Origin of the sequence: Flavobacterium sp., assembly GCF_027484705.1 — a bacterium.
GTDB lineage: Bacteria > Bacteroidota > Bacteroidia > Flavobacteriales > Flavobacteriaceae > Flavobacterium.
The window spans coordinates 1-24,698 of record NZ_JAIXSL010000009.1 but is presented as its reverse complement, the minus strand read 5'-3'; the positions used below and the strand labels follow the sequence as shown (position 1 = coordinate 24,698).

Genomic DNA, 24,698 nt, shown 5'->3' with positions numbered 1-24,698 from the left:
GTTTTGAAGTGGCTTTTTTATTTTAATTCTTAATCAGTTTCTTGGTAATGGTTCGATTTCCCTGATTGATGGAAATGAAGTAAACGCCTTTAGTCAAACCAGAAACATCAATTAGGTTACTGTTGTTTTTTTGCAGGATGACTTTGCCTAAGAGGTTGCTAATCTGAACTTCAAATTCCGGATCAGCTACATTCGAAATCTGAATCATGTCGTCAGCAGGATTCGGCGTAATAGTGATCGTATTTCCGAATTCGAAACTGTCATCGGCCAAAAGTTGCACCGCGGTGACCGCAGGTTCGGTATTAATCGGAGCATTAAAGTCAAAATAAATGCTGGCCGAATTGCTGAACGAATCTCCGGCACTAATCGTCGGATTGGTTTTGATTTTGAATGCTATGAAACCATCATTGTTCGCATCATCAAAAGGAAGGTTGATGTTTTCGAAGATAAATTCCACTTTGTTGGTGTCTGAAATTTTAGTGACAAACGGATGACTTCCTGCGATTGGAACCAAACTTGAGACATCGAATTTAGTAGTGTCAATTTTATCCTTTACGACAATGTTTTCGGCATTCGCGTTGCCGGTATTTTCAAAATGAATGACGTAATGCACATATTTACCAATCATTTCCGGGCCAATGGTATTGCCTTCGAGACAAATTTTATCGTTAGGGTCAAAAGAGTTCACGACGGTTTGATGCAGTACGAAAATGTTATCCGCCGGCGTTTCGTCGGTTGATGCGGAATTGATGCAAAGCGTATAATTTAATACGAAACCGCCATTTACTGGAGGCGTTTCAACGGGTGAATTGACATTGAATGTGATAAAAAATTCTTTGGTTTCAAAAGGTTGTAGATTGGTGAAATTCCAATTGATGTAATTCATAGGTTGACTTGAAGGCGCAATGCTTGCACTAACAAAATCTATAACCGCATCGTTATAAGCCAAACTTACGGTTCCGGATTGCGTTTGATTGCCTTTGTTTTTATAGACAATTTTATACTTCGCATCAAAACCTGGTCTGGTTTGGTTCATCGGGATGATATTCACCTCTAAATCGTTGTGGATGCCGTTGGGTGTGATGCAAAAATTTTGATTAAAAGGAGAAGTTTCCGCAGGAAAAGTTACGGTAGCACTTTCTGGAGAAACCAGAAAATAGCTTGGGTTTTCGAATATTGGTGTGACTGTATAAGTGTCAGCTTGCACAGGTATCGTATAATTTCCTGAAGTGTCGGTAATGATATTTGTTGTCGCTGTTCCGTCGTTAATGTCGAATTTCAGGAGTGGAAAATTGATGTCGCCAACATCACAACCATTTGCATCAGCGTCGAATTTCGCATGGCCTTCAATAGTATAAAAAGTACCTCCGGGGTTGAAAGAACAATACCCATTGGTGTGGCAATTCGCATAACCATATTGTGCTATTTTCCCTTGCACGTAGGTCGTTTCGATGTCATCCAGACAAATATATTGAAGGTTAGGATTGTCGTTAAACTCTAACTCGCCATACGTTGAGCCATGACTGCCCTGATGCACTTCGCCATCATAGAAATTATTTTTGAGATTCATCGACACCAAATTGTTCGCATTGCAGCGGATACTCAAGAAATTGGCGTTGCTGAAATCCAAATCCGTCAAATGGTTTTCTGAACAATACAAATAGGAAAGATGGGTATTGGCACTAATATCAAGTGCAGTCAATTGATTATTATCGCAAGCAATTCGGGAAAGGTTCGTATTCGTGCTTACATCGAGTGTAGGAAGCAGGTTGTCTTCGCATCTTAAATCCTCAAGATTAATAGCTCCATTGACATTCAGTGAAGTAAGGAGATTGCCGTTGCAAACTAAATCCGTTAGTAATGTCATGCCGCTGACATCTAATGTAGTAAACGAATTATTGATTAGAAACAATGTCTGCAGCGTATTGGTGAGCGGGCTTACATTGATTGAAGTTAGCAACGGGTTATTGGCTAGAAATATGTTTGTAATAGTGGTCGATACGCTCAAATCTATTGAGGTGAGTGCACATTCATCAAGGCTCAATACCTGAAGATTAGGCAACCCAGAGAGGTTTATAGTACCAAGCCTAAAGCCACGGACACTTATTTTCGTAAGATTGCTGAGGCCATTAACAGTCAGCGTGCCTGTCGTATAGGCGACACAGTTGAATGATTTGAGATTGGGCAATACGCTAATGTCGATATTGGCGGGATCGGTCATGTTTCCGTTGATGTGTAAAGTAAATTCTTCAAGATTAGTGAAATACTCAACACCTGATATCGATCTGATTGGAGCAGTGTAGGGGGAAACATATAAGCGTTGTATCTGTTGCGCTTCACTGACTTCTATTTCGCCGTTATTATTGGCATCAATGCTGATGAATTCCCCGGAGAAATTCCGCCCTAAAGACGATAATATTTCTGCTTTAAAATTGGCATCGGCAAAATTAATGCTCTGACTTTGGGTTGTCAGTGCGAAACAAAATGCGATGAAAAGATAATAATTCTTCATGGTAGATGGAGTTTAATTTTTTAAAGTTATAAATTAAACTTCCGTCACAATGAAAAGTAAAATTATTTAGATGTAACCTACTTTTTTATCGTTGAGAAACACCAATTCGCTGGCTAAAATCAATTTTTAAGGAACTTTTTGGTTTGAATTTTACCACCTTGAATGACTTTGATGAAATAAATTCCACGAGCCAGATTTGAGATGTCAATCGCATTTTCATTGCTTTTTTCGAGCATCAGTTTTCCGATGAAATTGAAGATTTTTACTTCATATTTCTCGTCGGACAAATGCGCAATCTGGATGGTATGATGCGCCGGATTCGGATAAATCGAAATCGGTTCTGAGGCATTTTCATTCACAGCAAGATTGCAATCAAAATTGTTGATGTACTGCCAAATCTGGTTGCATAAAATGAAAGGCACTTCCGAAGAATCCGGAGCGTCGCCCATACGAATCACGACAAGCCCTTTACTTGGAGCGATGCTAGCAATTTGTCCGTTTTTGCCAATAGCCGCAAACATATCGGCTGGGGCGTCAGGCGCGTAAGAACCCGGAAAAACGATTTGGCTCGTGGGCACCATAAAACTCTGTTTTCCGTTGAGCCACCAAAGATAGCCATACGATTTGTTGAGATCCTGCGAAGTGTTCAACATCGCATTGAAATAAGCGGTGTCATTCATTAAAGACGTTCCGTTCCATACTCCTTGACCTTGAATCAATAACCCGAAACGCGCCATGCTTCTGACATTGCTGAAATACACGTTGTCATAATCAATGGTTGTCCAAAATCCGTTCATCCCCGTAGGCGTTTTTAATTTTGACTGTGTGTAATTGTTGATGGTTTGCCCTGTGGCATTTTCCAAAACGCCTTCAAGTAAAGTATAAGGCGCGTTGTGATAAGCCCAGCGCGTTCCTGAATCTGCGAGATAACTGAGGCAGGTATTTGTCGTGCAATGGTTGTCGGTCACGCCATCGTCGAGTCCGGTGGTCATCGTCAATTGGTTTCTGACCGAGATGTTGTTTTCCTGCGCCAGCGTGCAATTGGTCCAGCCTTCGCCTAAATAAGTTGAGGTTTTGTTGTTGATTGACAGCAAATTTTCTTCCTGCGCTTTTCCGACCAAGAATGATGTAATCGTTTTTCCTGCCGACGCCCAATACCATAAACTTTGCGCGGTGAAAGTTCCGAAATAATGTTCCAGTACGATTTTCCCATCTTTGAGGATGATGAAACCTTTGGTGTTTTCCTGCTCCAGAAAAGTATATAGATTGTTGATGCGTTCCGGGCACCAACCTAACGAAGCCGGATCCGTAGTTTCCCATGTCGCATTATTGTCGACAGGTGGATAATAGAGACTTTGCGCTCGAATATTTAGATTCAAAAGCAAAATCAGTAGCGGAAGTAAACAGGTTTTTTTCATCATCAACTTTTTTAAATTTAGGCTAAGACCAAAAGACGTCCATTTCGTTTAACGGCAGCGGTCATAATCTTTTGATGTCCTAAATTTAATTTTAAAATAGCCATGATTTCACTTTTCATTTAAAAAAATGAATAAATTCGCCTAAACGAAAACCAAACAACATGGCTGACTTACCAAAAGGCGATAAGAAACTGCTGAACGCATGGGCGTTTTATGATTGGGCAAACTCGGTGTATCCGTTAGTGATTTCCTCGGCGATATTTCCGATTTTCTATGAAGCGTTGTTCAGCGACAGAAACCATTACATTCATCTATTTGGCACTGAAATCAAGAATTCAGCACTCATCAGTTTCGTTACGGCTGCTGCTTTTTTGGTCGTGGCTGTGATTTCTCCTTTGTTGTCGGGCATCGCAGATTATGTCGGAAATAAAAAGGATTTTATGCGTTTCTTTTGTTACTTGGGCGCGTTGTCTTGTATCGGTTTGAATTGGTTCAGCCTCGATTCGCTATATCTCGGGTTACTTTTTTATTTTTTGGGATTGATCGGTTTTTGGGCGAGTTTGGTTTTCTACAATTCGTATTTGCCTGATATTGCGTTTCCCGAACAACAGGATCGTGTGAGCGCCAAAGGATATTCTTTAGGATATATCGGAAGCGTCATTTTGCTGATCGTCAATTTGGCGATGGTCATGAAACCGCAACTGTTCCATATCACAGGAACGGAAGGCGAGGCTGCGATGAAAGCAATGCGTTATTCGTTTGTGATGGTCGGCATCTGGTGGATCGTCTTCAGCCAGTACACCTATTATTATTTGCCCAAAGGAAACAAAAGCAATGACCGAAAAGTATCCAAGCATGTCATTTTTAACGGATTCAAGGAACTCAAAAAAGTGTGGCATTTGCTCTCTGAAAACATAATTCTTAAAAGATATCTTTCAGGTTTTTTTGTCTATAGCATGGCGGTTCAAACCGTGATGCTGATTGCGACTTATTTCGGCGCGCAGGAAATCCAGTGGGAATCTAAAGCCCAAAGCACAACAGGTTTGATTATTTGCATTTTGTTGATTCAGCTTATAGCGATTGCCGGCGCGGTTTTGACATCGAGAGCTTCTGAGAAATTTGGCAACATTCCGACTTTGATTGCGATCAATTGCTTCTGGATTGTGCTTTGCATTCTGGCGTATTTTATGGTTTTGCCGATTCACTTTTATATTATGGCGGCGCTTGTCGGTTTGGTCATGGGCGGCATTCAGGCTTTGTCGCGCTCAACTTATTCCAAATTATTACCCGAAACCGAAGACACAGCTTCGTTCTTTAGTTTCTATGACGTTTCCGAGAAAGTTGGAATTGTGATTGGCATGTGCGTTTACGGCATCATCGACCAGATTACCGGAAGCCCGCGGTTTGCGATTGTTTTCCTTGCATCATTCTTTATTGTCGGCGTGATTTTACTACGCAGGATTCCAAAAAAAAGTGCCCTAAACCAATAGCGCACTTTTTAAATTAATAAAAACCTTTTCCTTTTATCCTTTCGAAATGTCACCCGAACCGGTCACTTTCGTATCTTTTTTCTTCGGATCACCATAATAATGGATGTCGCCCGAACCCACGACTCTCGCTTCGAGATTTTCGCTACAGTATACTTGGCAATCTCCGGAACCCGTTACTTTCGCTGAAACAATGTCGCTTTTTAAAGCCGAGGCGTTCATATCGCCCGAACCAACCACGCTGCATTTGAAATTATCCGCTGTACCTTTTAAGGTCATGTCGCCCGAACCTGTAACTTCGCTACTGACTTCTTTGGCATTCACTTCAAGATGAAGATCGCCCGAACCCGACAGTGTCGACTTGAATTCGCTCGCTTTGATGGCATTTCTGGTATTGATATCGCCCGAACCTGCGAGAGAAACTTCGTTGATGCTTTCAAAAGGAACCGTAATCAAAACTTTATAACCGCGGCTTGTGGCAATATTGAAACCTTTTTCGACGCCTATTTTCAAAGTGTTATTATCAACTTTGATTTCGATGTATTCGACTAAATTTTCTTCGGCTTTGAGCGTGATTTTTCCTTCTTCGCCCGAAACGAGTTCCACATCGAAAAAGCCACTGACGCGAATCGCATCATAATTTGCCGTTGAGATGTTTTTAGTAACCATCTTGCCGTTGCCTTTAATTCTGTCTTTTGAATTCCATTGCGCATTAACAAACAAAGGGAGAAGTAATGCGATTAAAATGATTTTTGTTGTTTTCATGTTGATTGATTTGATGATTGAAACTATTTTTTAAATAAAGAAACATTGCCATATTCCGAACGGATACTGATTTTATTGACGCCGCTTTTCTTGTAATAACCTTGATAATTTTTGGAAAAAGAGGTTTCCTGTTTGTTGCTGAACTCAAAATCGCGGTCGTATTTTAAGTTGGCGTATTTAAGGCTGATGTCAAAATTGAAGTAAAAATCCGGTGCGAAACCTATATCTACCGCAGTGTAATCGGAATCGATACTGACGTAATTGGCTTTCGCATCGATTTCATCAATATTGATTTTGCTGTAATCACCACTGATTCTGAGCGTATTCGAAACCTGTTTTACACGAAACGTCAGGTAATCGCCGTTGCCTTCCACAGTATTGATGTTGCCCAAATTCAGTTTGCCATAACTGCAGTCGTATTTGATGTCATTGCCGTTCCCGATGTTACAATCGGTATAATCGGCGTTGAGACTTATTTTGCCGAATTCGTTGAGTGTCAATCCTGAATAATCGGCGGAAATCGCTGCCGTTTTGAGATATTCAATCGTAGATTTCTGGCAATAATCGAACGAAATGACATTCGAGTTTCCGTTGAGTCGGCCTAATGACAATCGGCCGTATTCGCAGTTGAGGTTGGTGTTGGCATACAAATCTGTCGTAGTAATCGTGCCGTATTTGTTGTTGATTTTAACCGAACCGTTTTTCGGGATTTTGACTGTGTAATTGATCTCGAAATTGTTGTCTTTTCCGTTGAAGGAATACATCGATTTGGTCAGTTTGGTCTCGGCGGTCACCATCGATTTTAGCGCTTCGATGGTAACATCGATGTCATCGATTCTTTTTTGGACCCATTTTTCGTTGTCGCCGCTGACTTTGATGACGATATTCAATTCGATTTTGTCTTCATCCCAGGTTGTGACATACACGTTTCCGTACGAATTTTTGATCGATATTCCCGCGTCGGAATTGACGATGTAGGCTTTTTTGATTTCCTTTTGTTTGGTGAATCTGCCTAAGTCGATGTTGTTGCCGATGACCATCAAAGGCAATAGCAGCAGTAAATTATATAGTTTTTTCATCAGTAATGGTAATTAGTTTTTCAGTGTTATTGATTTGATCTAGCACATTTTCGAGGAATGAGATTCTGGTTTTGAGGTTTCGAATCATCGCAAAAATGATTTGTTTGTTCTCGCCATTTTTGTGCAGTTCCTGTTTGATTTTTTCATAATCGGCATCGAGTATTCTCATCTGCGCCATCGCATCGGCAATGATTTTTTCGTTGACCGGCGATTTTTTTTCTTTGATCTTATCGAGTTCCATTTTGATCATGCAGCTGAAAATCGAATCCGTTTGCTGCGTTTCCCGGGAGGCGAGCGATAAATTTTTCGCAGGTTCGTTTTTGTGGTTCAAAAAAGTGAAACAACCAATCAAAACTACAATTGAGGCCGCTACCGACAACGAATACCAATATTTTTTCTTGCTTTTTTTTGCGGCTCTTTTGGCGATAAACCGGTCGTAATGGTTTTCATCAAGGTCTTCGATGTCCCATTGGTGTTCGAGTTTTTTAAAAACGTCTTCTAACGTGTCATGCTTCTTTTCCATGTTCCTTTCTAAATTTATTGTCTTTTTAATTGAGTGTGACCATCACTTTCCGCAAACTTTCTTTGGCCCTGCTGATTGTAGTGCGGCAATTGGCGTGACTGATATTCAATATCTCAGTGATTTCCTCATGGTCGTAACCTTCTATGAAATGTAAAGTCAAAACCATACGGTAATTGTCTTTGAGCTGGTGCATGGCGTTTAATACCTGAGCCGCTTTGAGTTGGGTGAAATCTATTTCGTCGTTCTGAGGCGCATCGTCTTCCACTTTGTACAAAACCCTATCGATTTCGTCTGGCCGGAACGCGCTGTTTTTTTTGTAAAAATCAATGCTGTAATTGATGATGATGCGCTTGAGCCAGGCGCCGAAAGCCACTTCTTGGCGGTAATCGTTGATTTTGGTGAAAGCCCTCAGAAACCCTTCCTGCATCACATCTTCGGCATAATGTTCATCCTTTACAATACGGAAAGCCACGTTATACATCGCCTTGCAATAGCGGTTGTATATTTCGAATTCTGCCTTTTGGTTCTTTTGTTTGCAAAGGGCAATCAGATCTTCGATATTTTGGTGGGCTAGACTCAATATATATTTTTGATTTTAAACAAGGACAAGATCTTTTTTGATGTGTTACAGTTTCGGTAAAATAATATTTATTTTTTATGATTTTTCAATATAGTAATAATTATATTTGGCACTAAAATTAAAAACGGATGAAACATCTAAAATTTATATACGTCTTTTTTCTTTTCTCCATTGCCTTTCTAAATTCCTGTAGTGGTGACGATGAACCTATCGATCCGGCACTATTGACTCCTCAACCTGTGGGATGTGCGAAACCTTCCTTTTTTAATGTAAGCAACTTCATCAACGGCAATACCGTGAGAATTGATTGGGACAAAACCTCCGCTGATGCTTGGGAAGTGCAATACGGAACACGTGGGTTTGCTCCAGGTAGCGGCACCACGGTAGTCTTCACACCGACAAGCAGCTTAATTAGTGGTTTGGTTTCAACGACCAATTATGATTTTTATATCCGTTCCAGATGTAGCGATACTAATTTCAGTGGATGGGTAGGGCCGGTTTCTCCGGGTTCGAGTATTGCGGTTTGTGTAGATCCTACTAATGTGAGTGCCATCAGAATGGTTACAGATCCGACAAAAGCCACCGTAACTTGGTCTGCCAATGGCGATGAAAATTCGTGGCAAGTGCAGTATGGCCCTTCAGGATTTGTGATCGGAAGCGGAACGATACTGGCTTCATCAACGGTTACGAAAGAGATTTCGAGTTTGGTGGCAACGACCGGTTATGATGTTTATGTACGTTCGAATTGTTCAGCCAATCAGAATAGTGACTGGGTTGGCCCCGTAGTAATCAGTCCTGTTGGAGTAGTTATAGGGAGCTGTAATACGCCGACGAATCTATCAGCAGTAAGAAGTCAGAGTACACAGGCATTGCTGACATGGAATGCGGGAGGAACAGAAACTTCATGGGAAATTCAATATGGAAATGTTGGTTTTACAGTGGGTGCCGGTACTTCGGTAACTTCAACGGCAACAACAAAAACGATCACTGGTTTAGCCACTACGTCTTATGATTTTTATGTACGTGCCAAATGTTCGGCTACGCAAAACAGTGCTTGGTTTGGGCCGATTAATATGGCAGCGGAATCATCATCAGGAACTTATTATCTGAGGATGAAAGTGAATGGAGTCTTAGTGAACTTTCCGACAACGAATGTCACGGCATCTTATAATGCGCTCGATTTTATGGTGATGGCTCTCATTGTATCTCCTACTGATAATACGTCATTTCAAATGCAAATTGCTGATCCGCAGGGTATGGGTACCTATACTTATGCAGACCCTAATGTGGATGCTTTTTGCGTATACATCGAAAATAACCTTGCGAGTTTTTCTTCAAGCTATGATGATTTAACCGAGAGTCCGGGAGCTATTATTATCACGCAGCTTGATACTGCCAATCGTACCATTAAAGGGACGTTTAGTTTCATAGGTAAAGATGATACGATGACACAGTCCAGAACCATTACAGAAGGCGAGTTTTATTTGCCCTATTAACATAGTAAAGTATTGCTAGAAAACACTTCAACTTCATTAAAGATGCTGACGATAAAACCTAAATTCATGATTTAGGTTTTTTGTTTTTTCAACCAAGGTGTTTGGTGATTTGAATACAATAAATTTTATTTCGCCAAATTAATTTCATTTAGAATATTGGATTAAATATATTTGTTAACTGTCTCAAAAAAAATAAATTTCAAATCATGAATGCAAATAAATTCATTCTTTTCTTAGCGCTGTTCACCACATTTATTTTCACTTCTTGTGAAGACGAACCGATTGATCCGTTGTCAGCCACCGACCAACCCGTTGCCTGTGCAGCACCATTGTCATTCAGCGTAAGCCCTTTCATCAATGGCAATTCGGTCAGAATTGATTGGGATAAATCATCGGGAACAGGAGCTTGGGAAATCCAGTATGGCATTGATGGTTTCGCCATTGGCACAGGAACTACGGTTAATTTTTCTAACACCAGCAGCCTGATTGGCGGATTGGTGGCTACCATAAACTACGATTTTTATATCCGTACCCGTTGCAATGACGGTTATTATAGCAATTGGGTTGGGCCTATTTCTCCAGGCAGCGGCGTTTCGAGTTGCGCGAATCCTACCAATGTGACTGCCGTTCGTTCCGCTACAGATCCTACCACAGCTACGGTAAGCTGTACTTTAGCCGCAGATGGAAATTCATGGCAGGTGCAGTATGGACCAGCAGGTTTTACTGTGGGTTCAGGAGCGCAATTGTCTTCATCATTACCGACACGAATCATTTCTGGTTTGATCGCTACGGAAAGTTACGATGTGTATGTTCGTTCGAATTGCGACGCCAATCAAAATAGCAATTGGGTAGGGCCGATCAATATTCCTGCAACAGGTGCCAGTAATGACAATACGTTTTTTGCTTTGGTTGATGGCGTTGAGTTTGTGGATGTCGGACCGATTAGTGTGAATCCTAATGCCACTTTAAATAGCGCGCCCTCTATATATATTATCGCCACGGACGCCCAGAATAATGTCATTGAGATAAACATCAGCAATGATGCAGTTGTCGGGACGGAATATTTCAATAACAACTTACCGACGGATCTGTTCCGATTTGTTTATTTCAGACCTTTGCCTACCGAATTGGAAGTCGATACTGATGGATCGCTTACCATTACAGAGCGTACGGGAACGAGAATCAAAGGAATGTTTTATTTCAGCGCTACTGACGCCTTGAATAATCATAGCGATATCACGAGTGGCACTTTCGATGTAGCGATACCTTAAAAAATCTTTTATGACTGCAATGAATTTCCTGCGTACGTTGATGATCGCGATGACGATGGTGTTTTTTTCGTGCGAGGACGAACCTGTAGAGCCGCAACCTGCACAACCCGTATCTGCAGGAACCTGCAGCGAGCCGGAAAATGTTACAGCAACCCGATCAACAAACACCTCCATGGCTACCGTACTTTGGGACACGAACGCCGATCAGCATTCCTGGCAAGTGCAATATGGAAATTCGGGATTTGCTTTAGGTTCTGGAACTACATTTTATTCGAATGCGGCTTCCAAAATTTTTACAGGGTTGTCTGAGAATGCAGGTTATGATTTTTATGTGCGTTCGGTTTGTTCAGCAAATCAGTACAGCGAATGGATCGGTCCCATCACTATCCCGCCATTAGGAGTCATCACTACAGATGAATACTGGCCGATGGCGCTGCAGAACCAATGGATTTTTTCCATTGATAACAACAATGAATTGCCTTGGAAGATTGTTGGAACTGAAATTATTAATGACAACACCTATTATATTTTTCAATTGATTGATGGTGAACCCAGAAGGAAAATAAGAAAATCAGCAGTGGGTGATTATTTCGATTTATACGAAGATTACACAGGATTAGATTATACCATTTCAGGTAATGAAACTATTATATTGAAAGATTATTTACCAATCAACAGTTCCTGGACCAACACTTATATCGAAACTACCACAGAGATGGGCTTGCCGCCTGAAAATTCCAATGTAGAAATTGTCTCTACCATTACCGAAAGAGATGCAAGTCTTACGGTTCCGGGCGGTACTTTTAATAATGTAATTGTTGTCAAAAGGGTGAAGACCGTGACGAGTCTTTCGGCTCCAACAGCAATCACGGTTACCAAGTATTGGTTTGCCAAAAATCACGGACCCATACAGATTGAAACCGATGAAGATGGTGTCATTACCACCGAGAAACTGACGGCTCACATTCTTTATTAAGCCAAAGTCGATAGACCAAAACCATGACAAACAGGTTGAATGGCACAAAAGTTGACTTTTTAAAACAGCCAACGAGTTAATGTGTCGTACATCGATTTTATACCAATTTGTCGTTTTGTTCTGCTACATTTGTTACTCCAATTACCAATTTAATGTCATTTTGACCTACTAAAATATATGTCACATCGCAATATAATTTCCTTTGACAATTTGTCATTACAAGAATTCGACACCGATGCGGAATTAATCCCATTATTGACTCCCGAGGATGAAGAGGAAATGAATAATGAGGAATTGCCTGCTTCATTACCAATTCTCCCTTTACGTAATACCGTATTATTTCCGGGTGTCGTAATCCCGATTTCTGCGGGTCGTGACAAATCGATCAAGCTGATTAATGATGCCAATGCCGGCAATAAAATCATCGGCGTGGTGGCGCAGAAAAATGAAGGTGACGAAGATCCGACCAAAAACGATATCCATAAAATAGGAACTGTTGCCAGAATTCTTAGGGTTTTAAAAATGCCTGATGGCAATATTACCGTAATTCTCCAAGGGAAAAAACGTTTCGAAATCGATGCCGTCACTTCCGAAAAACCTTATCTCAATGCGATGATTAAGGAAGTCGAAGAGAAAAGACCGGGCCATCACGATTCTGAATTTCTAGCGATTTTAGACTCTATAAAAGAGTTGGCCATCCAGATTATCAAGGAAAGCCCGAACATTCCGACCGAAGCTACCTTTGCCATAAAAAATATCGAAAGCCAGTCTTTCCTGATCAATTTTGTACTGTCGAATATGAATTTGTCGGTCAGCGAAAAACAAAATTTATTAGCCATCAATGCTTTGAAAGAACGCGCACTCGAAACCTTGCGTTTCATGAATGTAGAGTTGCAAAAGCTCGAACTCAAAAACGACATCCAATCGAAAGTTCGTTTTGATCTTGATCAGCAACAACGCGAGTATTTCCTTCACCAACAGATGAAAACCATCCAGGAAGAATTGGGCGGCGTTTCGCAGGAAGAGGAAATCGATGAGATGCGCACCAAAGCCAAAGCCAAAAAATGGGACGAAAAAACGCAAAAATATTTCGATAAGGAATTGTCGAAAATGCAGCGCATGAACCCACAGGCGCCTGATTTTGGAATCCAGAGAAACTACCTTGAACTGATTCTCGATTTGCCGTGGAATGAATATTCCAAAGACAATTTCGATTTAAAAAGAGCCCAAAAAATTCTTGACCGCGACCATTTCGGACTCGAAGACGTCAAGAAAAGAATGATCGAACACCTCGCCGTTTTGAAATTGCGCAACGATATGAAATCGCCGATTATTTGTCTTGCCGGACCTCCGGGCGTTGGAAAAACATCTATCGGAAAATCGGTGGCGGAAGCTTTAGGCAGGGAATATGTCAGAATTTCATTAGGCGGTTTGCGCGACGAAGCAGAAATTCGCGGCCACCGTAAAACTTATATCGGCGCGATGCCCGGAAGAATTATTCAGAGTTTGAAGAAAGCGGGAACTTCCAATCCTGTTTTTGTTTTGGATGAGATCGATAAATTATCAAACAGCAACCAAGGCGATCCTTCATCGGCTTTGCTTGAAGTTTTAGATCCCGAACAGAACAATGCTTTTTATGACAATTTCCTTGAAATGGGATACGACTTATCAAAAGTGATGTTTATCGCGACTTCGAACAATATGCAGGCGATCCAACCGGCGCTTAAAGACCGTATGGAAGTGATTAAAATGTCGGGTTATACAATTGAAGAAAAAACTGAAATCGCCCGCCAGCATTTATTTCCAAAACAATTGAAAGAACACGGATTGACTTCAAAAGACGTCACGATTGGCAAAAAGCAATTGGAAAAAATCGTTGAAGGTTATACGCGAGAATCCGGAGTTCGTGGCCTCGAAACCAAAATAGCGCAAGTCATCCGAAATATCGCTAAGTCGGTTGCGATGGAAGAAGACTACAACAAAAAAATCACAGACGAAGATATCGTTAAAATTCTTGGTGTCCCAAGAATGGAGCGCGACAAATCCGAAAACAATGAAGTCGCCGGGGTTGTTACAGGTTTGGCCTGGACAGCCGTCGGCGGTGATATCCTTTTTATAGAATCGTTGCTGTCACCAGGAAAAGGAACCATGACGATTACCGGAAATTTAGGCACGGTCATGAAAGAATCCGCAACCATTGCACTCGAATACATCAAAGCCAACGCATCGTTATTAGGTTTAGATTCTGAAATGTTATCCAAATACAACATTCACTTACACGTTCCGGAAGGTGCTACACCTAAAGACGGGCCAAGTGCAGGAATTGCGATGTTGACTTCCTTAGTTTCCTTGTTTACGCAAAAGCGTGTGAAGAAAAGCATTGCGATGACCGGAGAAATCACGCTTCGCGGAAAAGTACTTCCGGTAGGCGGCATCAAAGAGAAAATTCTTGCGGCCAAACGCGCCAACATCAAAGAGATCATCATGTGCCACGAGAACAAACAGGATGTGGATGAAATCAAACCTGAATATATCGAAGGACTGACTTTTCATTACGTCAAAGAAATGAGCGAAGTCCTCAAATACGCACTCACCGACCAGAATGTCAAGAACGCTAAAAAACTATAACAAAAAACGGTTCATTTAATGGGCCGTTTTTTTATTAAAAATAATATCTTCGCATTTGCGTTATAGATACAGCAATAGCGACAGCCGATATGATCAGACCTTTCCTTTATTTTGCTTTTTTTTTATGTAACACTTTTGCATACAGCCAAGTAGGAGGTAAGTCGGTATACCAGTTTTTGAATCTAGTAACTTCGCCGAGGCAATCTGCTTTGGGAGGGAAAACACTTACGATATACGATCAGGATGTCAACCAAGGCCATTTCAATCCCGCAACCATCAATCCGGAAATGGACAATCATATGTCATTGAATTACGGAAGCTATTTTGGGGAAGTCACCTACGGAACCGCGGCCTACGCTTACACTTATGACCGTCACCTTCAAACTTTGCACGCCGGAATCAATTACGTTAATTACGGGAAATTTGACGGTTATGATGAAAACGGAACGCCGACTTCCACTTTTACGGGAAGTGATATCGCTTTGTCTGTCGGTTATTCCTATAATATTCCCAATACTGATTTTCATGTAGGTGCCAACGCCAAACTGATCAATTCCGCTTTGGAAAGTTACAATTCTTTCGGTGGTGCGATTGATTTGGGCATGATTTACATCGATGACGTCAACGCGATCAATTATGCTTTCGTGATCCGGAATATCGGAACCCAGTTTACGACTTATTCCGGAACGCAGGAAAAGTTGCCCATGGAAATTATGGCCGGGATTTCACAACAGATTCAAAATGTTCCGATTCGTTGGCATCTGACTTTGGAAAACCTTCAGCAATGGAATGTCAGTTTCTCGAATCCGGCACGTGCCCAGAATTCTATTGACGGCAGTTCCACGCCTGAAAAGACTTCCTTTTTCAACAACGCTTTGCGCCATGTTATTTTTGGAGCTGAATTGTTTCCCGATCGAGGCTTCAATTTAAGATTGGGTTATAATTTCCGCAGGGCCGAAGAACTTCGTTTGCTCGAACAAAGAAATTTCTCGGGAATTTCACTCGGTTTCGGTTTGAAAATGGGCAGGCTCAAATTTGATTATTCTTATTCAAGATATACTTTGGCGGCGAATACCAGTTTGTTCGGACTCACCATCAATTTTCAGGAACAATAAAAAACTAAACTTTGTGACTTAGCGCCTTTGTGGCATATCAATATGAAAAAAATCACCATTGCCATCGACGGTTATTCATCAACCGGAAAAAGCACTTTAGCCAAACAACTCGCGAAACATTTAGGTTATGTTTATGTCGATACCGGCGCCATGTACCGCGCAGTGACTTATTTTGCGATGCAGCACGGTTACATCAATGCCGAATCTTTCGACAAGCAAAGTTTGATTCTGGCTTTGCCTTCTGTACAACTCGAATTTCATTTCAATGCTGATTTGGGGTTTGCAGAAATGTATCTCAACGGAACCAATGTCGAGCATGAAATCCGAACCATTGAGGTTTCCAATTTCGTGAGCAAGATTGCTGAGGTTTCCGAAGTGCGTTCCAAATTGGTCGAACAGCAACAGCAAATGGGCAAAGGCAAAGGCATCGTGATGGACGGCCGCGATATCGGAACAGTGGTTTTCCCCAAGGCGGAACTCAAAATATTTATGACCGCAAGCCCCGAAACACGTGCGCAACGCCGTTTTGATGAACTCCAAAGCAAAGGACAAAACGTGCCTTACGAAGATGTTTTAAAAAATGTGCAGGAACGCGATTATATCGATACGCATCGTGAAGATTCACCACTCTTGATTGCCGAAGATGCGGTTGAAATCGACAATTCTTACCTGACCAGAGAAGAACAATTTGAGGCGGTTTTATCGCTTGTGAATGAGTATTTGCAGGACTTAAATTAGAATTCGCATGCCTAAATCATAAAAATTAAAGTTATATTTGATTTATGAGAATAGGGATACTTACATTTTTACTTGTTTCATTCGGTTTTTGTCAGGCCCAGATTGCTTTATCTGAAAATTTTGATGGTGTTCAATTTCCGCCTATCGGATGGGAAGTGATAAGCTCAAACCCTACCAACTCATGGAAACGAACCACTACCGCCATTAACGGAACCAGTTCAGCCACAGTAGACTGGATCGCAGAAGACCAAAGCGAACAACTCATTACACCTTTGATCAATTTAACGAATTACGCTACGGCCTACTTAAATTTCAAGATCAAACTGAATTACCGTTTTATGGTATCGCCGTTTCAGAATGGCAACTTTTATGTTTTTATCAGCAACGGTTCTTCCAATTATCAGTTGTGGGTTGAGGAAGATTATGGTTTTTTTGTGGATGAAGCCACTTTGGATATTCATGTTGACCTGCATAACTACGTGAATCAAACGGTAAAAATCAGATTTCATTATATTGCCAATGATGCTGATGCTGTGACCATCGATAATGTGGTTGTAGGTCCGAATATGAATACCGAAACTTTTGATTTGAAAAGTAAAGTCATCGTTGCGCCAAATCCTGTGCAGGATATTTTTAAAATACAGTTTAGTGATGGTTTGATTCCGGGAGATTGTGAGGTTTTCATCACTGATGTGAGAGGTATGTTGATTAAAAAAATCGATAAAGCCAGCTCGTATGATATTTCCGATCTTGAAAAAGGAATGTACTTTTTAAACATTGACTCGGATGCTGGCAGATCGACTTTTAAGATTATAAAAGAATAACCTTTGTTTAATTTAAGATTAGCAATATGAAAAAGCACTATGCAAACTTGAGATGGCTGTTGGGATGCATTTTTATGTTATGGCTCTTAAATTCCTGTAGTTCTGAAACCGCTTATGTCAGAGAAGACGTTAAAGAGGTTGAAGAAATTGCAAAATTTGCTCCATTCAATATTACCATTGATCACGCTAAAGCAAGGGTTAGTTTTGTGCAAACACCGATTCCTTTTGAAATGGATTTGTCGACCGACAAGCACACAAGCGATATCAGATTGATTGAAGAAGTCATAGGAAAGGACATTCCCTTAAAAGTATTTGTCTACAAGGGAACCAACCAAATTGCTAAAGTGCTTTTGGGCACCGAACAGGATATCCTCGACTACAGAAAAGATTTGGTAAGTATCGATAGTGATATCATGAATAGGCCTGATCCATCACTTATTTCAATTTTCCCAGACGAGGCCACGCTGATGAGTGTCTTTAATATGATTGTCAATAATTCTTGTAGTAATAACAACCAAGCGGGCTGTTTGACTTTTCAATTCGCTACGGACGGCTGTAATGCGAGAGCGCATAAAATGAAGCAAATCCTCAATTCGAATGGTTACAATTGTCAGAAACACTATATTTTTGGTGATTTATTAGCCTCTGCAAATTCCTGTTGCACGCAATGGATCTATCACACGGCACCCTTAGTATTGGTTAGGAATAGCAACAACGTCGTTGAAGAGCGTATCATAGACCCTTCGCTATTTAGCGCGCCAGTAACCCCGGAAGTTTGGAGGGCAGGATGTCAGAATTCGGTTTGTGTTTTTAATCCTAATTTTGAATTTGGCCCTACTTCATACAAAACGGTTCCGGGAATTGTCTTTAATTACGACCCGATGAGTATGAGTTTTCGTTTAGATTCGGATTATTTCAGAACAGATTGTACGCTGGGAGTATATCAAAATCAATCAGGATGCAGTTTTCCTAATCCTTTACCACCCGAAAATTGTCAGAATTAATAGGTTACTACTTTTCATTTTGAGCTGTTAAAAATCACTGCTCGAAAACGTTGTAAATTTTTGCTTTTGTCATTTTTAATGTTAGATTTACAATCAATTTACATTAAAAACAAAACGAAAATTTATGAGTATCAAGTTCAGATTGACAGTGATGAGTTTCCTGCAGTTCTTCGTTTGGGGAGCGTGGTTGATTACCGTTGGGAATTATTGGTTTGCCACAAAACAATGGAGCGGTGCCGAGTTCGGTGCGATATTTTCAACGCTCGGGATTTCTTCGATTATCATGCCTGCACTGACAGGAATTATCGCCGATAAGTATATTAATGCCGAAAGGTTGTATGGGTTTTTACATATACTGGGCGGTCTTGCGTTGCTTTATATTCCTCAGGTCAACGATCCGATTACTTTCTATTGGGTGATTTTTGCAGCGATGCTTTGTTATATGCCGACGATTTCATTGTCGAATTCTGTGGCTTACAATATCCTTAAAAACAACAATTTCGATGTCGTGAAAGTATTTCCACCGATTAGGGTTTGGGGTACGATTGGGTTTATTGCTGCGATGTGGCTTACCAATTTGTCAGGCAATAAGGCTTCTGCGAATATGTTTTATATTTCCGCGATTTCAGCTTTTGTACTAGGAATTTATTCATTCAGCTTGCCAAAATGTCCGCCTCAAAAACTCATTTCTGAAAAGGCAACTTTAGCTCAAAAACTGGGTTTGGATGCGTTCAAATTGTTCGGGACTTATAAAATGGCGTTGTTCTTTTTGTTCTCGATGTTTCTCGGAGGCGCTTTGCAACTGACCAATATGTATGGCGATGTGTTCTTGTCCGAGTTCGGAAAAATGCCCGAATATGCTGATAGTATCATCGTAAAAAAATCAACGCTGATCATGTCGATTTCGCAGATTTCTGAAACGATTTTTATTCTAGCGATCCCATTTTTCTTAAAGCGTTTCGGTATCAAACAAGTCATGCTAATCTCGATGTTTGCTTGGGTATTGCGTTTCGGTTTGTTTGCTTACGGAAATCCTGCTGATGGATTATGGATGATCATTATGTCGTGTATTGTCTACGGAATGGCTTTCGATTTCTTCAACATTTCAGGTTCCTTATTTGTGGAAACCACTACAGATTCTAAAATACGTTCGTCTGCACAAGGTTTGTTTATGATGATGTCGAACGGGTTCGGTGCATTTTTCGGCGGTCTTATCAGCGGGATTGTTATTGATACTTTCTTTACTTCCGATGGGGTAAGGGATTGGCACGGCATCTGGTTGTCGTTTGCGGCTTATGCTTTGGTGATTGCCATTTTGTTCGCGTTCATGTTCAAGCACAAACACGATCCGAATGCAGTTGAGAATGTAAGTCATTAATTCTATTAATAAAAAATCAAAAGAACCTTTGCAACTTAAAAGAGCGAAGGTTTTTTAATTTGTAAATTTGAATGTAACAATATAAAAACCAAAAATGACACAAGTTAATCCTTATTTAATTTTTAACGGGAATTGCGAAGAAGCTTTCCTATTTTACCAATCGGTTTTTGGCGGTGAGTTCCCATACATCGGAAAGTTTAAAGATATGCCGCCATCCGATGATCCAAATTGCCCGCCACCTTCAGCCGAAGAAGGAGAAAGAGTCATGCATGTTTCTTTACCAATAGGCAATACAATTATCATGGGCAGCGACAGCACGAGTAAAACTGGCGATGTTCCTGCTTTTGGCGGTAATTTTTCTATTTCGATCAATGCCGACAGCACAGCGGAAGCGGATAGATTTTTCAACGGGCTTTCGGCCGGTGGCAATGTCATCATGCCGATGGAGAAAACTTTTTGGGGCGCTTACTTCGGCATGTTTGCCGATAAGTTCGGTGTGCATTGGATGGTGAATTTTGATGAGGTTCAGCAGTAATTTCTAAATAGTAATTTGGAACCCGATATGTGAAAATGTATCGGTTTTTTTTAGATTGTAATACTTTGAGACTGTAAGGTTTTAAGATACGCTCTTGGATAATCATACAGTCTCACAGTCTAGTATTCGATTGCCCTAGCCCCGATGGTAATGGAAATCCTTTAGCGGCGGGGTTCGGCGCTAAAGATTGTATTGGACAGCGGGATTAGCTGCTGAACAAAAAACTTTACTTTTAAAATTGCCTTCTTTTAACTTAAATTTCTCGTCGTAAAAGTTTGCATTTCAAAAAAATAGCCTTACTTTTGCGCACTCTTTTGGTGATAGGGTTTCCATTGGAGATGAACAAATTATAAAAAAAACAACTTCTGTTTTTGGTCACGTCAGAAGCCCGCGGGAACAGAATACAAATTTTTATCAGAACATATGTCTGAATTATTAAAATCACAAACGGAATTTTTAGAGAACTTCAACTGGCACAATTTCCAAGAAGGAATTGACGCTGTAGACGAGAAAAACCTTCAGGAATTTGAAGCATTGGTATCGAAAACTTTTATCGACACCGATCAGGAAGAAGTAGTGGAAGGTGTTGTTGTCAGAATTACTGACCGCGACGTTATCGTTGACATCAACGCGAAATCGGAAGGTGTTATTTCTTTGAATGAGTTCCGTTACAACCCAGCTTTAAAAGTGGGTGACAAAGTAGAAGTATTGATTGATGTTCGTGAGGACAAAACAGGTCAATTGGTGCTTTCACACAGAAAAGCAAGAACTATCAAATCATGGGATCGTGTTATCGCTGCTAATGAAACAGGTGAAATCGTAAACGGTTTTGTAAAATGCAGAACTAAAGGCGGTATGATCGTAGACGTTTTCGGAATCGAGGCGTTCTTACCAGGTTCACAAATTGATGTGAAACCAATCCGTGATTACGATGTATATGTAAACAAAATGATGGAATTCAAAGTGGTGAAAATCAACCACGAATTCAAAAACGTTGTCGTATCGCACAAAGCGTTGATCGAAGCGGACATCGAAGTACAGAAAAAAGAAATCATCGGTCAGTTGCAAAAAGGACAAGTGTTGGAAGGTGTTGTGAAAAACATTACTTCTTACGGTGTGTTCATTGATTTAGGTGGTGTTGACGGATTAATTCACATTACAGATTTATCTTGGAGCAGAATCAATCACCCAAGTGAAGTGCTTGAATTAGACCAAAAATTGAACGTCGTAATCCTTGATTTCGATGATGAGAAAACAAGAATCCAATTAGGATTGAAACAATTAAACGCACACCCATGGGATGCTTTGGATGCTAACCTAAAAGTGGGTGATAAAGTAAAAGGTAAAGTAGTTGTAATCGCTGATTACGGTGCCTTTATCGAAGTGGCTGAAGGTGTTGAAGGTTTGATCCACGTGTCTGAAATGTCATGGTCTACGCACTTGCGTTCGGCTCAGGACTTCGTAAAAGTAGGGGATGTTGTTGAGGCAGTTATCCTTACTTTAGACAGAGAAGACAGAAAAATGTCTTTGGGTATCAAACAATTGAGTCAAGATCCTTGGACAGACATTACAGCGAAATATCCTGTTGGTTCTAAACACACAGGTATCGTTCGTAACTTCACCAACTTCGGAATTTTCGTAGAATTGGAAGAAGGTATCGACGGATTGATCTACATCTCTGACTTGTCTTGGACTAAGAAAATCAAACACCCATCTGAATTCGTAAACGTTGGTGAAAAACTTGACGTTGTAGTTCTTGAGTTGGATGTTGAAGGACGTAAATTGTCATTAGGCCACAAACAAACGACGGCTAATCCTTGGGATCAGTATGAGGATTCTTTCGCTGTGGGAACCATCCACAAAGGAACGATCTCTGAAATCGTTGACAAAGGTGCTACCGTAGAATTCGGTGATGATATCGTGGCTTTCATACCAACACGTCACCTTGAAAAAGAAGACGGAAAGAAATTGAAAAAAGGCGAAGAAGCGGATTTCAAAGTGATCGAGTTCAACAAAGAATTCAAAAGAGTAGTAGCTTCGCACACTGCGATCTTCCGTGAAGAAGAAGAGAAAAATGTGAAAGCCGTTGCTGAATCAGTATCGAACAACAACAATGCACCAGCTGCAACGTTAGGAGATAACAATGATATTTTGGCTGACTTGAAAGCTAAAATGGAAAAGAAAGAGAAAAAATAATTTTCCTTCTGAATAGTAAAAAGCCTCGTAGTGATACGGGGCTTTTTTGTTTATATTTGAAACTTAAATGGAATGATATGAAAAAATTTTGCTATGTTTTCGTTTCTTTTTTTACGGTGCTTTCTGTTTGCGGGCAAAATGTCAACATTCCTGACAGCGTGTTTAAATCTAGGTTGCTTTCCGCGACCGTAGCCAACCAAAGAGCCAAAGATTTAGCCGGAAACTGGACGAAACTTGATGCTAATGCAGACGGCAATATACAGGTTTCGGAAGCGCAAAATATCAGCTACCTCAAACTAGGAACCACTTATGCGTATAGCCTCGTTGGTATCAATGCATTTTCAAACCTTACTTATTTCTCACTACTCGACGCGACTCTTTTCAGTCTCGACATCCACGGACTCCAGCATTTAGAATTAATTGACGTCACCTATTCAGGTTTAAATGAAATTATCCTATACGATCTGCCGGTACTGAAAACGCTTTCTGTATGGTACAACGATTTGGATTCATTGGATGTTCATACATTGACTACCATTGAAAACCTTAATTGTTATGAAAATAATCTTACAAGTTTAGATCTTTCCAGTCTGACTCATTTGCATTTTCTGGATTGCCATGCCAATGATATTCAATATCTCAATATAAAAAATGGTAGTATTGAAACGATGAGTCGGATTGAGCAGGGATCTTTCGGAAATACGACCCAAAGGTTTTTTTGTGTTGATGATGCACAGGCGGCACAGGTCGAACAGTTGAATGATCCGGCCTTTGGTAACGTCGTTATCAATGATTACTGTACATTCACGCCCGGAGGCGAATATTATACGATTAATGGGCATGCTTCATTTGATCAGAATGACAATGGATGTACCAACGATGACTTGGTTATTAATAATGTCAAAATTGAGATTACCAACGGAATCGTGACTGGAGATTTTGCCAGTGATGCCAGTGGAGTATATACGATTCCTATTCAGGCAGGAACCCACACAATTACCCCAAAATTGGAACACCCTAACTATTTTAATGTTTCACCGCCTTCAACAACAGTTGTATTGCCAAATGCATCAAATCCCGTTGTGCAGAATTTTTGCTACAGTGTGAATGGAGTTCATGCTGATTTAGAAATTGCATTATTGCCATCCGAAGATTCTAGACCCGGCTTTGACTCAACCTACAAAATCATCTATAAAAACAAAGGAACCCAAACGCAATCCGGTACTATCAGTTTTGCTTATAATGATGCTGTCTTAGATTTGGTAAATTCAAATCCAACTTTTTCTTCTCAAGTTATCAATTACTTGAATTGGGATTTTACCAATTTGCAACCTTTTGAATCAAGAGAGATTTCTGTCACGCTAAATGCAAATTCACCCATGGAAAACCCACCGCTTACTGGTGGTGATGTTTTAAATTTCACAGCTTCAGTCAACAGCACATTAATAGAAGAAACACCTGATGACAATGAGTTTATCCTCAATCAGACCGTAGTAAACTCCTTCGACCCCAACGACAAAACCTGTCTCGAAGGCAACACCATCACACCCGAAATGGTCGGAAAAGAAGTGCATTATATGATCCGTTTCGAAAATACTGGAACGGCTAATGCTGAAAATATCGTGGTGAAAGATATGATTGACACGACCAAATTCGATATCAATTCCTTAATTCCAATCGATGGAAGTCATTCGTTTGTCACGAAAATTTCCGGCACGAATAAAGTGGAGTTTATCTTCAAAAACATCAACCTTCCTTTCAGCGATGCGAACAACGATGGTTACGTAGCGTTTAAAATCAAAACCAAACCAAGCTTGGTTCTCGGCAATACATTCAGCAACACGGCAAGTATTTATTTTGATTATAACTTCCCGATCATTACCAATACAGCTACTACAACAGTATCACTTTTAGCCAACAAAGATTTTGATTTTGAACAGTATTTCAAACTCTATCCAAATCCAGTGAAGGACGTTTTGAATATAGAAACCAAGAAAACTATTGAAGTGACTTCCATAAATGTTTACAATACTTTAGGGCAATTGATATTGGTTATTCCAAACGCACAGCAAACCAAAACTATTGATGTTTCAAGTCTGAAAACCGGAAATTATTTTTTGAAAATCAATTCGGATAAAGGAACTTCAAGTGTGAAGTTTGTGAAAATGTAGTG

Annotated in this window: 19 protein-coding genes; 13 read left to right on the top strand and 6 right to left on the bottom strand. The window is 40.5% G+C overall.

Going from position 1 to position 24,698, the window contains the following annotated elements; all coding sequences use genetic code 11:
• Positions 1-22: 22 nt before the first annotated feature.
• Both Q0058_RS05200 and Q0058_RS05195 read right to left on the bottom strand, forming a co-directional pair.
• Entirely contained in the window at positions 23-2,512 is a 2,490-nt protein-coding gene (locus Q0058_RS05200) for a T9SS type A sorting domain-containing protein (RefSeq protein ID WP_298221684.1), read from the bottom strand.
• 119 nt (positions 2,513-2,631) lie between these two features.
• On the bottom strand, positions 2,632-3,930 hold the full coding sequence (locus Q0058_RS05195; protein ID WP_298221683.1) for a serine hydrolase: 1,299 nt from the start codon (positions 3,928-3,930) through the stop codon (positions 2,632-2,634).
• A 161-nt stretch (positions 3,931-4,091) separates the two neighbouring features.
• Between Q0058_RS05195 and Q0058_RS05190 the strand changes: the two genes are divergently transcribed.
• Positions 4,092-5,420, top strand: coding sequence for an MFS transporter (locus Q0058_RS05190; protein ID WP_298221682.1), 1,329 nt, complete (start codon positions 4,092-4,094; stop codon positions 5,418-5,420).
• A 33-nt stretch (positions 5,421-5,453) separates the two neighbouring features.
• Here the strand turns inward: Q0058_RS05190 and Q0058_RS05185 are convergent, their stop codons facing one another.
• Genes Q0058_RS05185 through Q0058_RS05170 form a run of 4 tightly spaced genes read right to left on the bottom strand, consistent with a single transcriptional unit; the run spans position 5,454 to position 8,364 of the window.
• A complete protein-coding gene (locus tag Q0058_RS05185) occupies positions 5,454-6,182 on the bottom strand; it encodes a head GIN domain-containing protein (protein ID WP_298221681.1) in 729 nt (242 codons plus the stop codon).
• Positions 6,183-6,205: 23 nt separating this feature from the next.
• A complete protein-coding gene (locus Q0058_RS05180; protein ID WP_298221680.1) occupies positions 6,206-7,261 on the bottom strand; it encodes a hypothetical protein in 1,056 nt (351 codons plus the stop codon).
• A complete protein-coding gene (locus Q0058_RS05175; RefSeq protein ID WP_298221679.1) occupies positions 7,245-7,784 on the bottom strand; it encodes an anti-sigma factor in 540 nt (179 codons plus the stop codon). Before Q0058_RS05175 ends, Q0058_RS05180 begins: the two co-directional genes overlap by 17 nt.
• Before the next feature lie 25 nt (positions 7,785-7,809).
• Positions 7,810-8,364 carry an RNA polymerase sigma factor gene (locus tag Q0058_RS05170; protein WP_298221678.1) on the bottom strand — a complete coding sequence of 185 codons (555 nt, stop codon included), beginning with the start codon at positions 8,362-8,364 and terminating at the stop codon, positions 7,810-7,812.
• A 128-nt stretch (positions 8,365-8,492) separates the two neighbouring features.
• Here Q0058_RS05170 and Q0058_RS05165 point away from each other — a divergent pair, with 128 nt between their 5' ends.
• From Q0058_RS05165 to Q0058_RS05110, 12 genes are all read left to right on the top strand, one after another.
• Positions 8,493-9,860 (top strand): DUF6252 family protein, encoded by a 1,368-nt coding sequence (locus Q0058_RS05165; RefSeq protein ID WP_298221677.1) that lies wholly within the window; start codon positions 8,493-8,495, stop codon positions 9,858-9,860.
• 206 nt (positions 9,861-10,066) lie between these two features.
• On the top strand, positions 10,067-11,131 hold the full coding sequence (locus Q0058_RS05160) for a hypothetical protein (RefSeq protein WP_298221676.1): 1,065 nt from the start codon (positions 10,067-10,069) through the stop codon (positions 11,129-11,131).
• Positions 11,132-11,141: 10 nt separating this feature from the next.
• Entirely contained in the window at positions 11,142-12,107 is a 966-nt protein-coding gene (locus tag Q0058_RS05155; protein ID WP_298221675.1) for a hypothetical protein, read from the top strand.
• Between the two features lie 177 nt (positions 12,108-12,284).
• Positions 12,285-14,735 (top strand): endopeptidase La, encoded by a 2,451-nt coding sequence (gene lon / locus Q0058_RS05150; RefSeq protein ID WP_298221674.1) that lies wholly within the window; start codon positions 12,285-12,287, stop codon positions 14,733-14,735.
• 89 nt (positions 14,736-14,824) lie between these two features.
• Positions 14,825-15,850, top strand: coding sequence for a type IX secretion system protein PorQ (gene porQ / locus Q0058_RS05145; RefSeq protein WP_298221673.1), 1,026 nt, complete (start codon positions 14,825-14,827; stop codon positions 15,848-15,850).
• A 42-nt stretch (positions 15,851-15,892) separates the two neighbouring features.
• Entirely contained in the window at positions 15,893-16,588 is a 696-nt protein-coding gene (gene cmk, locus Q0058_RS05140) for a (d)CMP kinase (RefSeq protein ID WP_298221672.1), read from the top strand.
• 44 nt (positions 16,589-16,632) lie between these two features.
• A complete protein-coding gene (locus Q0058_RS05135; protein ID WP_298221671.1) occupies positions 16,633-17,412 on the top strand; it encodes a T9SS type A sorting domain-containing protein in 780 nt (259 codons plus the stop codon).
• Between the two features lie 26 nt (positions 17,413-17,438).
• Entirely contained in the window at positions 17,439-18,416 is a 978-nt protein-coding gene (locus Q0058_RS05130; protein WP_298221670.1) for a protein-glutamine glutaminase family protein, read from the top strand.
• Positions 18,417-18,540: 124 nt separating this feature from the next.
• The gene (locus Q0058_RS05125) at positions 18,541-19,794 is read left to right on the top strand and encodes a nucleoside permease (protein ID WP_298221669.1); all 1,254 of its coding nucleotides are present in this window, start codon (positions 18,541-18,543) and stop codon (positions 19,792-19,794) included.
• A gap of 94 nt (positions 19,795-19,888) precedes the next feature.
• Positions 19,889-20,329 (top strand): VOC family protein, encoded by a 441-nt coding sequence (locus Q0058_RS05120; protein WP_298221668.1) that lies wholly within the window; start codon positions 19,889-19,891, stop codon positions 20,327-20,329.
• Positions 20,330-20,752: 423 nt separating this feature from the next.
• Positions 20,753-22,525, top strand: coding sequence for a 30S ribosomal protein S1 (gene rpsA, locus Q0058_RS05115; protein WP_298221667.1), 1,773 nt, complete (start codon positions 20,753-20,755; stop codon positions 22,523-22,525).
• A gap of 77 nt (positions 22,526-22,602) precedes the next feature.
• The gene (locus tag Q0058_RS05110; RefSeq protein ID WP_298221666.1) at positions 22,603-24,696 is read left to right on the top strand and encodes a T9SS type A sorting domain-containing protein; all 2,094 of its coding nucleotides are present in this window, start codon (positions 22,603-22,605) and stop codon (positions 24,694-24,696) included.
• Positions 24,697-24,698 lie beyond the last annotated feature (2 nt).